Source organism: Kribbella sp. NPDC050459 (assembly GCF_040655315.1).
Classification (GTDB): domain Bacteria; phylum Actinomycetota; class Actinomycetes; order Propionibacteriales; family Kribbellaceae; genus Kribbella.
Map to the genome: position 1 here is coordinate 434191 of NZ_JBFAJQ010000002.1, position 14195 is coordinate 448385.

Sequence of the window (14195 nt, forward strand, 5' to 3'; positions counted from 1 at the left end):
CGACGGCCCCGAACAGCAACCTCTGCCGACAGCCGAAGGCGGCGCCTGCAGACCCAACCCTCCCAACCCTCCCTACTCCCCAATCCTCACTGCCATTGTCTTGTGTCTTTCTTCCCTGCCTTCCCCCGGCACCTCCCCACCCTCCCCTCACCCCTTTGTCCTCTTCCCTTCCTCCCCACCTGAGCGCAGGTCGTCCGAGGCTCAGGTGGTAAGTCTCTGGCTCGGCTGGATCGGTTACCGTTGACGAGTGACGAATGCTGAGGTGTATCGGCTGCTTGGGTTCGCCGACGTGGATCGGGAGGCGGCTGAGGCGTTCTCGCCGGATCAGGTGGCGGTGAAGGAACTCGCGGACCAGATCCGGGGGGCGATCGGGAAGCTCGGCAGCGAGCCGGAGTTCCGGATGCCGGAGGACCCGCGGAACTCGATCCAGGCGTTCCTCGAGACCGTCCCGGACATCCGCCGGTACCACGCCGAGCGCGGCATCCCGGACGACATCAGCTGGGCGACGCTCGCCGACCTCGGGCAGCAGATCAAGGTGAACCGGCGGACTCACGGCGACTACGGCCTGGAGACGCACTGGTGGATGACGATCCACTGGACCGGTCAGATCTACGCGCTCGGCCGGCTGCAGTACCTGCTGCACCAGGTCCCCGCCGACAAGCCGGTCCCGGGCACCGAGCCCGGCGAGTGGATCATCGGCGTGCACATCCCCGAGACCGGCCCACTCACGCCCGAGCTCGTCGACGACAGCCTCCAGCAGGCGCGCGAGTTCTTCCCGCGCTACTTCCCGGAGTACCCGGTGCGGACCGCGAACCTGTGGTCCTGGCTGATCGACCCGTACCTGCTGGACCATCTCCCGCAGGACTCGAACACGGTGAAGTTCGGCCGCCGCTTCACGCCGTACGGCACCCCGAACGACAGCCAGGACAGCGCGATCTTCTTCACCTTCCGCACCCACGGCACCGACCACCTGGACGACCTCCCCCAGGACACCCGCCTACAGCGCCTCGTCGTCGAACGCATCAAGAGCGGCGGCACCTGGCAAAGCGGCTACGGCTACCTCCGCCTATGACGGCAGACGGGGGCCGCGGGGTACGCCGTACTTCGTGAGCCAGCTCGCCAGCTCCATGTTCGACACGCACCGTACGTCGGGTTGTCTGCACGTCTCCATGACGAAGGTGGTCAGCGCGTCGGAGTAGACGCTGTTGTTCCAGCGGTTGAAGTGGTTGCCGAGGAACAGGGGCGGGTTGCCGCTCGCGCGTGACTTCGCCAGCGCCTGCCGGTACGTCGCGAGCACCTGGGCCTTCAACGCCGGTGCCTGGGCGAGCGGGGCCTTGCGGGCCTGCGTCTGCGCGAACCACAGGTTGTAGTCCATCGTCAGGGTCTTCTTGCTGGTGCCGGCCAGTGTCACGGACTGCAGCGGGAAGTTCCACAGCCCGTTCGCCTTCTTCGGCCAGGCGATGTACCCGGGCGCGGATGCGTCGTACAGCATGCCGCGCTGCGCCATCGCGAGCCGGTACGCGGGCCGGTCACCCTCCAGGCACGGGGTCCGCATGCCCTTCACCGTGGCCGGGTCGAACGGCGGCGCGATGGTCTTGCCGGCTGCCAGTGACGGCCCGGTCCGCACCATCCGGTCGAACGCGCTCAGTTCGGCGGTCCACTGCGCGGTGGTCCAGCGGCCGATGCCGTTGGTGCCGCAGAAGTGCCCGTTCGCGTGGGTGCCGATCTCGTGGCCCTCGGCGATCGCCTCGCGCAGCACCTTGGTCCGCCCGAGGATGCCGGCCGTGTCGCCCCAGCCGATGTCCGAGGCGCCCGGCTTCTTGTACGGCGGCGTGTAGTCGCTCCGCCGGTCGCCCGGGTACAGATACGGGCCGGACAGGAAGAACGTCATCCGCGCGTCGACCTGCTTCGCGACGGCGCGCCAGCGCGACCAGAGCATCAGGTCGCCCGCGCCGTCGAACGAGACGACGATGAACAGCGGCGGCTTGCCGTCCGGCAGCCGGTCCGGGAAGGAACGCGTCACCGGCGCGGCGGCGAGCAGGTTCCCGGCCGGAGGCGGCGTCGACGCTGTGGCCGCCGGCGTCGACGGCTTCGGCGATGAGGGCGGCGTGCTGGGCTCAGGCTTGGGCGTCGGCCTGGAGGTCGGCTTGCCCGTCGGCTTCGACGTCGGCTTGCCAGTGGGCTTCGCGGAGCTCGGCGCTCCGGGAGTGGGAGCGCCTTCCAGCGGTACGTCGGCACATCCGGCCAGGACCGCCGCGACGACCACCGCAGCGGCCGCGAGGTTCGCCCCAGGCCTCACCACGGGTCTACTGACGCATGGCAGCCTTCAAAGGTTGGATCGGGACACGCGGCCGCGGGGAAACCGGGGCCGGGATCGTTAGGCGGCCGTGATCTTCGCAGCGCGGCGCCGGACCGCGATCCGGCGCGAGGTCTCGACGACCAGACCGATCACCGCGGCGAGGCTCAGGCTGAACACGAGCCCCTTCAGCTGGTCGTGCGCGAACGCGTCACCGCCGAGATACCCGAGCAGAGCGACGTACGTGTACGCAACGGTCACGCCCGCGAACGTGAAGACGATGAACTTCTTGAACGAGTACCGCGTCGCGCCCGCCGTCAGCGTCGCGACCATCCGGGCGCCGGGGATGTAGCGCACCGTCATCAGGATCAGGCCGCCGCGCGAGTGGAGCGCGGCCGAGACCTTCTCGTAGAGCTGCTGGCGGCGCTCCTGGCGTTTCATCCACCGGTGCAGCGCCGGGCCGGAACCGCGGCCGAGGAAGTAGCAGACCGATTCGCCGATCACGGACCCGACCATCGCGACCGTGATCACGAGCAGCAGGTTCTGGTGACCGGCGGCCGCGGCCATGCCGGCCGTGATCACCATGCCTTCGCTGGGGACCACCGGGAACACCGCGTCGATCGCCGCAGCGGCGAACAGGATGAGCAGCAGCCAATGCGAGGCCATAGCGATCCCGAGCAGGTGCCGGGCGACCTCCATGAACTCTGTCACCCCGGCAGTGTGCCATCCATCGGCAAAAGTGCCGCAATCCCATCGGTGTGATTCAGCTGCGCTTCATCCGATGTTCAGGCTGTGCCACCCACTGCGGTCAGAGCAGCACGGGGAGTTCGCTGATCGCGTTCATCAGCAGACTCGGGTGTCGCGGCGGATCCTGCGCGGGGACGGCGAGCCGCAGCCGCGGGAACCGCTCGAACAGCATGCCGAGCGCGATCCGGCCCTCCAAACGAGCGAGCGGGGCGCCGAGGCAATGGTGGATGCCGTGCCCGAACGCGAGGTGTGCGGTGTCCGCCCGGGTGATGTCCAGCTCGTCCGGCCGCTCCACCTTGCGGACGTCGCGGTTGGCCGGGAGGAGCGCGAACACGATCACTTCGCCGGCCTCGATCCGGGTCCCGGCGATGTCGATCGGGGCGCTGGCGATGTACGGAATCGCGGCCTGCAGCGGGCCGTCGTACCGCAGCAGTTCCTCGACGGCCGCGGGCAGCCGCTCCGGCTCGGCCCTGAGCAGCTCGAGCTGGTCGGGGTGCCGGAGCAGGGCGTGGACTCCGTTCGTGATCAGGCTGACCGTCGTCTCGTGGCCGGCGGCGAGCAGCAGGAACACCATCGAGGTCAGCTCGTCCTCGCTGAGCTTGTCGCCGCCGTCGCGGACCGCGATCAGGCCGGACAGCAGGTCGCCGGTCGGCGCCTGCTGCTTCTGGACGATCAGCTCGTGGACGAATCCGAGCATCGACGTGACCGCGTCGACGTACTCCTCCGCGGTGTACACGGCCGCGTTCACGAACACCGACGACCAGCGGCGGAAGTCGTCGCGCCGGACCGCGGGGATGCCGATCAGCTCGCAGATCACGGTGATCGGCAGCGGGTAGCTGTACGCGTTCACCAGGTCGACCGGCTCACTCGCCGCGGCCATCTCGTCGAGCAGACCGGACGCGATCTCGCGGATCCGTGGCTCGAGGGCCTCGATCCGGCGGCGGGTGAAGGCGGCGGTGACGAGTTTGCGCAGCCGGGTGTGGTCGGGCGGGTTGGCGCCCAGCATGTGCTGCTCGGTGCGCGCGATCAGGTCATCCATGACGGTGTCGCGGTGCGGGCCGTCCATCGGCGAGCGCACCACGTCCGGATGCGCGAGCAGCTCGCGTGTCTCGGCGTACCCGGTGACGAGCTGGACCGGTACGCCGGTGAACAGCATCATGCGCTGCACGGGTCCCGTGGCCGCCAGGTCCTCGAAGCCCCAGTGCCGGGCGATTCCGCTGGTTTCCGTGAACGGCTGCCGCATGCGGCCAGCCTACGGTCGGCCGAGGTGCTCGGTCAGTTCGGTGCGGGAGTGGATGCCGAGCTTCGCGTAGACCTTGCGCAGGTGGTACTCGACGGTCTTCGGGCTCAGGAACAATCGGGCCGCCGCCTCCCGGATGCTGTTCCCGTCCACGAGCAGTACGGCGATCTGGCGCTCCTGCGGCGTCAACTCGCCGGCTGTGCTCGGCACACGACGCCGCGCGGTCTCCCCCGTCGCCCTGAGCTCGGCCGCAGCCTGATCGGCCCACCTCAGCGCACCGAGTGCGTCGAAATCCTCCACAGCGAGTCGCAGCTGGGTGCGGGCGTCCACGCGTCGCCGTACCCGCCGCAGCCACGCGCCGTACGCCAGCCGGGTCCTGGCCAGCTCGAAGGCGTCCAGTGTCTCCTCGTGCCACCCGAGCGCCAGCACGAAGTCGGCCTCGCTGTCTCCAACCACGCCCCGAGCCCTGGCCGCCCGAGCCAACGACCATGGCTGGCCTTTGGCTTCAGCCAGCGCGGAGTGCTCGAGCACCGCTCGCTGTGCGTCTTCCGCTCGCCCCAACCGCAGGTACACCTCAACCAGCTCCGGTGCAGGCGACAGGTCCGGGTCCTTCAGCTCGTACTCGGCCAGTACGTCGACCAGACGCTCGTACTGCGGTAGCGCCGCGGCCGGATCACCACGGCCCAACTCAAGGTCCCCCAGCGCGAACAGCGACCACACGGTGCCGAGATGGATCTCTTGTGCCGCACAGATCCGTAGACATTCCTCGGCGAGCTCCTGGCACTCGACTCGACCCTGGTGCGACATCAGCCACGCCAGTCCGGCCAGGTTCATCGCCAGTTCAGTCGTTTGACCGGTCTCCCGCGACAGCCGGATCCCCTCGTCGTACGACGCCTCGGCATCGGCCCAGCGATCCGTAGTCGCGTCGTCGCGCGCCAGCACGAACAGCAGGCCGGGCAACGTCCCCAGGGCGACCTGCTCACGCCGCTCGAGCATCGCGTGCTGCAAGAGCGCGCGACCGGTCCCTGTCTCCCGCAGGAACAGCGCGGCCAGCACCATCCACACCTGGCGACGGCGGTCCCGGTCCAGCTCGTCGGACGGCGCCAGCGCGATCGCCGCGCGGATCTGGTCGGTGCCACCGTTCCCGGCCAGCACCTTGGCGACGCCGCTCGCCAGCAGGCCGATGATGCGCGGACCGGGCCGATCGACGGCCGGCAGCAGACTGTCGAGGCGATAGGCCACCTCCAGCGCGGCGGTCGCGTCACACAACCGGAAACAGGCACCGACCGCATCGGCGAGCAGTACGGTCGCAACGGCAGGGTCGGTGGACTCCGCAGCGGCCGCAACCAGGATGTCGCGGGCGCGGCGCGGCGATCCGCACTTCACCTCGATGTCGCCCCGAACCTCCTGCGCGCGAATCCGCACCGGTGACGGCGGCCGGAGGGTCAGTGCGTCACCCAGCAACGTCTCGGCCCGCTCCGCGAGCCCCGCCGACCAGGCCGCTTCACCGGCCGCGACCAGTCTGATCGCCCGGTCGGGTGGCCTCTGGCTCAGCCGTCCAGCACGCTCGTACGCCGTCGCAGCGACCGCGTGTGCACCACGAGCCGCCGCGTGCTCGGCCGCGACGTCGAGTCCGGCCGCCACTTCGTCGTCAGCGCCGAGGACCGTCTCGGACAGGTGCCAGGCCCGTCGGTCCGGGTCCGGTGTGGCCACAGCCACCGCGCGGTGCGCCGTACGACGTTCTGCCGGGTCGGCGCTCGTGTAGATCGCGGAGCGGACCAGCGGATGCCGCCACTGGACCTCACCGTCACGAATGGCGACCAGACCGGCAGCCTCGGCCTCCTCCAGTGCTGCCACGTCCACGCCGAGCTCGGCGCAACCGCGGGACACCGCTGCGAGTTCGCAGTCGTCCAGTGCCGCGACGAGCAGCGCCGTACGGGCAGCCGCGCTCAGCCGGTTCGCCCTGCTGGCAAAGGCTTCGGCGAGCATCGTCGGTACCGGGAACGGCACCCCGGGCGGTATCCGCTGCAAGCGGTCCGGGTCGTCAGCGAGCTCGAGCAACGCCAGCGGGTTGCCTGCCACGGTCTGATGCAGCTGCTCGATCAGATCGCCCGGCAGATGCTGCACGACCTGCCGCGCGGCATCCAGCCCGATCCCCTGCAGGTGCAGCCGTGGCAGATCAGCCTCGAACGGGTGCGGCTCGCCCAGACGAGCCGCGATCAGCAGGACGATCGGGTCGGCCACAAGACGACGCGCTGCGAACAACAGGGCCTCTGCCGACGGACGGTCCAGCAGATGCGCGTCGTCGATGAGCAGTGCGAGCGGCGCGCTCTCGGCGTACCGGCAGATCAGGCTGAGCGTCGCGGCTCCGACAGCGAATCGGTCCGCAGGGCTCGCCGCGTCAGGTCCGAGCGCGAGCGCCGAGGCGAGGGCCGACCGCTGCGGTCCCGGGATGCGGTCGAGGCCGCCCAGTGCCGGACGCAGGAGCTGGAGCAGGGCGGCGAACGGCACCTCGCGTTCGGCCTCGGTGCCGCGGGCGCGCAGGATCCGCAGCCCGTGGGCCAGAGCGGCAGTTTCGTTCAGCAGGGCGGTCTTGCCGATGCCGGGCTCGCCGGTGACGAGCAGTACGCCTGCGGCTCCGACCCGCGCCCCCGCGACCAGTTGCTCGATCACCCGGCGCTCCGCGTCCCGCCCGATGAGCATGTCTCGCAGTGTGCACCAGGTCCCCCACCTGATGCGATGGTCCGGCTGCGCTCCCTAGGTTCGCGGTACCGAACAGCTAGGGGGAGAAAGAGCATGACTGTTGCAATCGACGTCGACAAGTTGATGGGGCTGGTCTACAAGGCCGTCGACGAGGTGGGGGCGACGCTGAACGCGGCCCTGGTCGTGATGGGCGACCGGCTCGGCTACTACCAGGCACTGGCCGACCACGGCGCGGCCACGCCGGCCGAGCTCGCCGAGCGGACCAGCACCGATGAGCACTACACGCGGGAGTGGTTGAACGCCCAGGCGGCCGGCGGGTTGGTTGAGTACGACGCCAGTACCGGGCGCTTCACGTTGCCGCCGGAGCAGACCGTGGCGCTGACCGATCCAACGAGCCCGGCGTACCTGCCCGGCTTCTTCCAGATCGCGCTCGGCACCGTGCAGCACACCACGGAGACGATCGAGGCGGCTCGCAGCGGTGCCGGCGTAGGCTGGCACGAGCACACCTCCGACGTACACGTCGGGTGCGAGCGGTTCTTCCGGCCGTCGTACAACGCGAACCTGCTGCCCAGTTGGCTGCCCGCGCTCGACGGCGTGGTGGACAAGCTGCAGCGCGGCGCGAAGGTGGCCGACATCGGCTGCGGGCACGGCGCATCCACGATCCTGATGGCCGAGGCGTTCCCGCGGTCCACGTTCGTCGGCTCGGACTACCACCAGGAGTCGATCGAGACGGCCAAGCAGCGCGCAGCCGAGGCCGGCGTCGCCGACCGCGCGTCGTTCGAGGTCGCGGCCGCGGACCGGTTCAGCGGATCGGGGTTCGACCTGGTGACCACGTTCGACGCCCTGCACGACATGGGCGACCCGGTCGGCGCGGCCCGGCACGTTCGTGAGGTGCTCGCACCGGACGGCACCTGGATGCTGGTCGAGCCGATGGCCGGCGACCGCGTCGAGGACAACCTCAACCCGGTCGGCCGGGCGTACTACGGCTTCTCCACGCTGCTGTGCACGCCGGCCTCGCTGTCGCAGCCGGTGGGTCTGGCACTCGGTACGCAGGCCGGCCAGGCCCGGATCCAGGACGTCACCAAAGCGGCCGGGTTCAGCCGGTTCCGCACCGTCGCGCAGACGCCGTTCAACCTGGTCTTCGAGGTCCGCCCTTGACAGAACAGTTCACCAGTTGGTGAAGTAATGCGGTGCTGAGCAGAACCTTCGGAGCTCTCGCGGACCCGACCCGGCTGGCCGTCGTCGGCCGGCTGAGCCGCGGCGACGCCACGATGGGCGAGCTCGCCGAGCCGCACCGGCTCACCGCCCCGGCGATGACCAAGCACGTGGGGGTGCTGGTCGACGCCGGCCTGGTGAGCCGGCGGCGGGTCGGCCGGACCGTGGTGTGCTCGCTGCGGCCGGAGGCGTTCGCGGAGGTCGAGCAGTGGCTCGGCGACCTCACGACGTACTGGAACAGCACCGTTGACCGGCTGGAAGAGCTTCTGCGAGGGGATGGCGATGGACACTGAGATCCGGATCGAAAGAGTGCTCCCGGCAACGATCGGCAAGGTGTACGACGCCTGGACGCGGCCCGATCTGCTGGCCCGGTGGTACTGCCCGAACCCGAAGCTCGAGCTGAAGGTCGACGCCGACGTCCGGGCCGGCGGCTCGTACGTCGTGGAGATGGGCCCGCACGTGGTGCGGGGCACGTACCTCGAGGTGGATCCGCCGCGCCGGCTGGTCTTCAGCTGGAAATGGGACGGCACCGACGACGAGCCGACCCGGGTCGAGGTCGAGCTCACTGAGGTCGCCGACGGCACCCGGATGCTGCTCAGCCACACCGGTTTCGCGACGGCCGAGGACGCCGCGAACCACCGGATGGGCTGGGACCCGGAGATCGAGCGCCTGGCCGCGGTCCTCGGCGTCCGGGTCTGACAAAGGTCGAGCCCCGGGCGGCAACCCGGGGCTCATGCGGATGGATGGACAGTTTGGCGGTTACTCAGCTGCCGGACTTGCGCCGGAACTGGCGCTTCTGCTTGTCGTTGTGCGCTTCGCCGACGCCCGAGCCCCGGACCCCGCTGCCGGGGTGCGAGTGGTTCCCGGCGTTCTTCTTCTCGAGCGCTTCGCGAAACTTCTTCTGCAGATCGTCCGCCGGCTCGCTGGACTTGTCGCTCATACCGTCTCCTTCAAACCGTAGGCGTACGCACCCACGCTAACCGAGGGTGAGCGTGGGTGCGAGTGGAATACCAGTTCGCGGAAACCCACCGGGGCGGCCCGGGCGGCGCTGTTAGGTTCGGAGGACGCCGAGGGAGGGACACGGAATGCTGGTCAGTAGTGAGGCACTGCTCGGGATCGCCCTGGTCGAGTTGGGCCTGGTGATCGTGCCCGGACCGAACATGATCTACCTGATCTCGCGCTCGATCGCGCAGGGCCGCCGCGCCGGGCTGATCTCGCTGGCCGGTGTCGGGCTCGGCTTCCTCACGTACTTGCTGGCGGCAAGCGCCGGCCTCGCCACGCTCTTCGCGCTGGTTCCCGAGATCTACGTGGCACTGAAGCTGGCCGGCGCGGCGTACCTGCTGTGGCTCGCCTGGCAGGCCTTCCGCCCCGGCGGTACGTCGGTGTTCGCGACCCAGGAGCTCGAGCCGGACCGCCCGCGCAAGCTGTTCGGTATGGGCCTGCTCACCTGCCTGCTGAACCCGAAGATCGCGATCCTCTACATCTCGCTGCTGCCCCAGTTCCTCGACCCGTCCCGCGGGCATCTCGGCCTGCAGAGCCTCATCCTCGGCCTCGGCCAGCTCACCGTCGGCGTGGTGATGAACGCCGTCTTCGTGATCACCGCCGGATCGGTCGCCGTCTTCCTGTCCCGCCGTCCGACCTGGATGCGCGTCCACCGCTACCTGACCGGGACCGCTCTCGCGGTCTTCGCGGTCCGGCTGGCCACCGACCGCGCCCGCCCGCTGCCGACGCACTGAAAGTGTCCGGGCCGCTCATTAGCGTGGCCCGGGATGAACGATTTCGTTGCCTCGTCACTCGACCACCTCGTCGCGGCCTGGAACGCGCCGCCGGTCGCCGCCCTCGTGCGCGACCGCGGCCTGCCCGTGATCACCCGCGAGTACCTGCTCGACACGTTCTCCTGGCAACGCGCCGAGGACGCGACGCGGGCGCTAAGCGAGCACTTCGCCGCGGCGCGCTTCGCCGACGAGGTCGAGTACGGCGTACTGCTCGTCCCGGACCGGTCGAGGCTCGACACCCGGCGGCCGCTGCCGCGCGAACTGACCGCGCCTGACGTGTTCGACAAGCGCCTGCCCGCAGGCGTCGCGCTGCCAGATGGCGGGACTTGGCAGCTGGTCGTGAGCGTGATCGGTTCGTACGGACCGTCGCTGGGCAGCTACAACGACGTGATCGCGTCGGACGACTTCGTCGTGGACGGCCAGGACACGCGGCAGTGGATGACCCGTCAGCTCTGGGGCGCGCGGGTGCTGCAGTGCGGCGCGACACCGCCGGACTGGGAGCACAACGAGCGGTGGACGTTCACGCTGTTCCCCGGCGAGCAACTCGTCGACGGGCAGGCCGAGTCCGGGACCGTGCTGAAGGGGAAGGTCCGGTTCCGGCTCGGCAAACCGGACCGGGGCATCGGCTCGGCCAGGGTCGCCCCTGCAGTCCTGGTCTAAATCGTGTGCGGGGCTCGGGGGGCTCCCGGATACTTCTGGGCGTGATGCACGAGGGACAACTGGATGTGACGGTCGAGCTGGTCGAAGGGCTCGTCAAGGAGCAGTTCCCGGACTGGAGCGGCCTCGCGGTGCGCGCCGTTCCTTCGCATGGGACGGTCAACGCGGTGTTCCGGATCGGCGACGGCCTGGCGGCGCGGTTGCCGATCCAGCCCGGTGACGCGGCAGACGTCCGGCGAGAACTCGAGGGCGAGGCCGAGGCCGCGCGGCGACTGCACGCGATGTCGCCGTACCCGACGCCGGAGCCGGTCGCGATCGGCGAACCCACCGCCGGGTACCCGCTGCCCTGGGCCGTGCAGACCTGGGTCGACGGCACGATCGCGTACGACGCCGACGTCGCCGGGTCGTCCGCCTTCGCCGAGGATCTCGCGCGGTTCGTGCTCGCGTTGCGGGCGCAGCCGACCGAGGGGCGGGTGTTCACGGGCCCGTGGCGCGGCGGGCTGCTGACGTCACAGGACGAATGGGTCGCGGACTGCCTGGAGCGCAGTCGCGGGATGATCGACGTGGACGCGCTCACCAAGTTGTGGGCCGACCTGCGGACGACGTCGCGCACCGAACCGGACGCCTGGACGCACCGCGACCTGATGCCCGGCAACCTGCTCGCCGAGAACGGCCGGCTGGCCGGAGTCATCGACGTCGGCATGTTCACGGTCTCGGATCCGGCGATGGATCTGCAGCCCGCGTGGAACCTCTTCGATCCCACCGCCCGCGCGGCGTTCCGCACAGCACTCGGCAGCGACGAGGACGAGTGGCGCCGTGGCATGGGCTGGTCGTTCGCCCAAGCCATCGGCTGCCTCTGGTACTACGTCGACACCAACCCCGTCATGTCCCGCACCGCCCACCACACCCTGACCGCCTTGCTCGACGCTGCCTAACGCTAGAGCACTCTCGACAGGACGTACGCCTGTACGTATATCCGCCCGCACGCCTGAGCCGACGCCGGCTCACCCCCGAATCGAGGCACATGTCCTGTCGAGAGCGTCACGACGTTGCGCCGGTATAGCGCCGCAGGCCCGCTTGCCAGGTCAGGAATGCCAGCGCGCCGGTGCCGGCTGCTGCGGTGACGCCGGCGAGGATCGTTGAGGGTTGGGCACCGTGGAGTAGTGCGGATGAGGGGACGCTCGCGATCAGCGCCATCGGGAACACGTAGGTGAGGAGGACTCGGAGCGGGCGGGCGAAGACATCCGTCGGGTAGCGGCCGAGTTGCCAGGCCGAGTGGTAGAAGACGTCCAGCTGCAGCTTCGGCGCCCAGAACGCCAGGCAGGCCAGCAGTACGCTCAACGCCCACGTCACCACCGTTCCCGCCACGACAAGCACCAACCAGCTCACCACGCCGCCCGCGCTCGGCGGCCGATCGGCCACTCCGATCCCCCAACTCAGCACGCCGACCCCGAGCACGACCTGGATCAGTTGCAGCGGCGAGGACTGCGACAGGCTGGACAGGAACAGGCTCGACGCCGGCTGCAACAGATAGCCGTCCAGCTTCCCGTTGCGGATGCCGGACTCGGGGAACCACGCGAGGTTCGGGTCGATGAATGTCGTCCGCAGACCGGTGATCAGCTGATACGTCCCGATCAGCACCAGGAACTCCGCCTTCGACCAGCCCGCCAGCGAGTCGGCCCGGCTGAACACGATCAGCACAGCCGCGATCGCCGTACCCAGGCCGGTGAACGCCAGCAGCACGTCGAAGACGAGGTTGACGCGGAACGCCAGGCTCCGGCGCAGCGACATCGAGAAGCCTGCCGCCAGCAGACGAAGGGGTTTCACGAGCCCACCGCCGTGTACCGCCGGACGCCGGCCCGCCACAGGACCGCGACCACGCCGACCAGAAGGACCACCCACGCCAGCTGGTAGAGCAGCGATCCACCAGCTCGGGTCCCGGCGGCGATCTCCGCCGGAAGGCCGATCATCCCGTAGAACGGCAGCATCTCCGCGACCCGGCGCAACCCGTCCGGCAGCAACGCGATCGGCGCCGCCGTACCGCCGAACAAGAACACCAACTGGCTGCCGAACCCGACCACGGCATGCACCCGATCCGTCCAGAACGCGGTCAGCGACAACAGGAACGTCCAGAGGAAAACGAGGACCGCGGCGAGCACGAGGTACGGCGCACTCCGCAGCACGGCCGGCCAGTCGAAGCCGACCTGCAGGGCGATCCCGGTGAGCAGCACGATCGGTGCGCCGAGCGCCGTCAGCCAGGCGCGGATCGCGAGGTTCATCCCGATCACGCCGATCACCACCGGCTGCGGCCGGAGCAACTCGTGGCTGAGCGTGCCGTTGTAGATCCGTTCGGAAAACGTGTGCTGCTCGAACGACTCGGTCATCAGCGTCACCAGGATGACCGCGGTGTAGTACCGCCCGATCGCCGGATCGTCCGGAGAGACCGCCGACCAGACGAACAACCCGATCAGCGGCGCGACCACCGCCTGCACCACGAGCGTCAGCAGGAACCACCACGCGCCGGACCATTCCAGCACCTCCTGACGGAGCCGGAACCCCAGCAGTACGGCAGTTCTCATCGCAGCCCCTCCCGGTACGCCTGGTCGATGACCTTCTCCAGCGGCGGCTCCTCCACCGCGAGATCCACCACTTCCAGCGCCTGCAGCAACCGCGCGGTCGTGCCCGCGACCTCGTCCCGCGGCACCCGCAGGACCCACTGGCCGTCGGCCTTCTCGACCACCTCCCCGAACGCCGACGGATCCTCCGCCGCGGAGATCCGGATCAGCTTGTACGGCGACAGACGCGCCGACAGTTCCGCCAGCGGGCCGTCGTACTGGACCTGCCCGTGGTCGATCAGGATCAGCCGCGGACACAGCGACGCGACGTCGGCCATGTAGTGGCTGGTCAGGAGGACAGTCGCGCCGCTCTGCTCGACGTACTCGCGCACGAACTCGCGAATCAGGCTCGCGGCGCTGACGTCGAGGCCGATCGTCGGCTCGTCGAGGAACAGCACCTCGGGGCGATAGATCAGCGCCATCGCGAGGCCGACGCGCATCCGCTCGCCGAGGCTGAGCGCGCGGAGTTGGCGCTCCAGCAGGGGCTCCAGGTCGAGCAGCGCTTCGAGTTCGGCGAGGGTACGGCGGAACGTCGCGCGCGGCACGTCGTACAGCAGGCGCTGATACTCCAGGGAGTCCATCACGGTCAGCTCCTGCGAGCCGCCGACCGGCTGACTCCCGCGGACGAACGCGATCCGCTTCAGGAACGTGGAGCGGCGTTGCCACGGGACGTGGTCGAGGACCCGGACCTCGCCGCCGGTCGGGTAGAGGATCCCGGAGAGGATCTTCATCGTCGTGGTCTTACCGGCGCCGTTCGGCCCGATGAACCCGGCGACCTCACCCGGGGCGATCGTGAACGACACCTGATCGAGGGCCTGGACGGTCTTGTACTCGCGGCGTACCAGCGACCCAAGGGCCGCGCGGAGCCCGCCTTTGCGCACCGGGGCCTTGTAGGACATCGAGAGGTTCTCCACCTCGACTGCACTCATGGGCCCGACCGTAGGAAG

At 69.6% G+C, this 14195-nt stretch carries 15 protein-coding genes; 7 read left to right on the forward strand and 8 right to left on the reverse strand.

What is annotated here, in order from left to right; translation table 11 throughout:
• Positions 1–247: 247 nt before the first annotated feature.
• Positions 248–1072, forward strand: a complete 825-nt coding sequence (locus AB0I12_RS07920) for an acyltransferase domain-containing protein (RefSeq protein ID WP_359926189.1) — start codon at positions 248–250, stop codon at positions 1070–1072.
• On the opposite strand, the gene AB0I12_RS07925 is transcribed toward AB0I12_RS07920, so the two are convergent.
• The 4 genes from AB0I12_RS07925 to AB0I12_RS07940 form a co-directional block, all read right to left on the reverse strand.
• A complete protein-coding gene (locus AB0I12_RS07925; RefSeq protein WP_359926191.1) occupies positions 1067–2302 on the reverse strand; it encodes a hypothetical protein in 1236 nt (411 codons plus the stop codon). The two genes, AB0I12_RS07920 and AB0I12_RS07925, sit on opposite strands and share 6 nt — an antisense overlap.
• Before the next feature lie 75 nt (positions 2303–2377).
• A complete protein-coding gene (locus AB0I12_RS07930) occupies positions 2378–3007 on the reverse strand; it encodes a DedA family protein (RefSeq protein WP_359926194.1) in 630 nt (209 codons plus the stop codon).
• 97 nt (positions 3008–3104) lie between these two features.
• A complete protein-coding gene (locus tag AB0I12_RS07935) occupies positions 3105–4286 on the reverse strand; it encodes a cytochrome P450 (RefSeq protein ID WP_359926196.1) in 1182 nt (393 codons plus the stop codon).
• A gap of 9 nt (positions 4287–4295) precedes the next feature.
• Positions 4296–6986: an AAA family ATPase gene (locus tag AB0I12_RS07940; RefSeq protein ID WP_359926198.1), complete on the reverse strand. Its 2691-nt coding sequence runs from the start codon at positions 6984–6986 to the stop codon at positions 4296–4298.
• A 93-nt stretch (positions 6987–7079) separates the two neighbouring features.
• Here AB0I12_RS07940 and AB0I12_RS07945 point away from each other — a divergent pair, with 93 nt between their 5' ends.
• The 3 genes from AB0I12_RS07945 to AB0I12_RS07955 are packed head-to-tail and all read left to right on the forward strand — an operon-like array spanning position 7080 to position 8900.
• Positions 7080–8144, forward strand: coding sequence for a class I SAM-dependent methyltransferase (locus AB0I12_RS07945; RefSeq protein WP_359926201.1), 1065 nt, complete (start codon positions 7080–7082; stop codon positions 8142–8144).
• Positions 8145–8176: 32 nt separating this feature from the next.
• Entirely contained in the window at positions 8177–8494 is a 318-nt protein-coding gene (locus AB0I12_RS07950) for a metalloregulator ArsR/SmtB family transcription factor (RefSeq protein WP_359926203.1), read from the forward strand.
• Positions 8484–8900 carry an SRPBCC domain-containing protein gene (locus AB0I12_RS07955; protein ID WP_359926206.1) on the forward strand — a complete coding sequence of 139 codons (417 nt, stop codon included), beginning with the start codon at positions 8484–8486 and terminating at the stop codon, positions 8898–8900. Before AB0I12_RS07950 ends, AB0I12_RS07955 begins: the two co-directional genes overlap by 11 nt.
• A 64-nt stretch (positions 8901–8964) precedes the next feature.
• Here the strand turns inward: AB0I12_RS07955 and AB0I12_RS07960 are convergent, their stop codons facing one another.
• Entirely contained in the window at positions 8965–9141 is a 177-nt protein-coding gene (locus tag AB0I12_RS07960) for a DUF5302 domain-containing protein (protein ID WP_359926208.1), read from the reverse strand.
• A gap of 145 nt (positions 9142–9286) precedes the next feature.
• Here AB0I12_RS07960 and AB0I12_RS07965 point away from each other — a divergent pair, with 145 nt between their 5' ends.
• Genes AB0I12_RS07965 through AB0I12_RS07975 form a run of 3 tightly spaced genes read left to right on the forward strand, consistent with a single transcriptional unit; the run spans position 9287 to position 11568 of the window.
• Positions 9287–9937, forward strand: a complete 651-nt coding sequence (locus tag AB0I12_RS07965; RefSeq protein WP_359926211.1) for a LysE family translocator — start codon at positions 9287–9289, stop codon at positions 9935–9937.
• A 33-nt stretch (positions 9938–9970) separates the two neighbouring features.
• Positions 9971–10636, forward strand: a complete 666-nt coding sequence (locus tag AB0I12_RS07970) for a hypothetical protein (protein ID WP_359926213.1) — start codon at positions 9971–9973, stop codon at positions 10634–10636.
• A gap of 44 nt (positions 10637–10680) precedes the next feature.
• Positions 10681–11568 carry an aminoglycoside phosphotransferase family protein gene (locus AB0I12_RS07975; protein ID WP_359927740.1) on the forward strand — a complete coding sequence of 296 codons (888 nt, stop codon included), beginning with the start codon at positions 10681–10683 and terminating at the stop codon, positions 11566–11568.
• 106 nt (positions 11569–11674) lie between these two features.
• Here AB0I12_RS07975 and AB0I12_RS07980 read toward each other — a convergent pair whose 3' ends face one another.
• From AB0I12_RS07980 to AB0I12_RS07990, 3 genes are read right to left on the reverse strand one after another with little or no spacing between them, the layout of a single operon-like run.
• Positions 11675–12460, reverse strand: a complete 786-nt coding sequence (locus AB0I12_RS07980) for an ABC-2 family transporter protein (RefSeq protein WP_359926215.1) — start codon at positions 12458–12460, stop codon at positions 11675–11677.
• Positions 12457–13212 carry an ABC-2 family transporter protein gene (locus AB0I12_RS07985; RefSeq protein WP_359926218.1) on the reverse strand — a complete coding sequence of 252 codons (756 nt, stop codon included), beginning with the start codon at positions 13210–13212 and terminating at the stop codon, positions 12457–12459. Before AB0I12_RS07985 ends, AB0I12_RS07980 begins: the two co-directional genes overlap by 4 nt.
• Positions 13209–14177 carry an ATP-binding cassette domain-containing protein gene (locus AB0I12_RS07990; protein ID WP_359926221.1) on the reverse strand — a complete coding sequence of 323 codons (969 nt, stop codon included), beginning with the start codon at positions 14175–14177 and terminating at the stop codon, positions 13209–13211. Before AB0I12_RS07990 ends, AB0I12_RS07985 begins: the two co-directional genes overlap by 4 nt.
• Between the last annotated feature and the right edge of the window lie 18 nt (positions 14178–14195).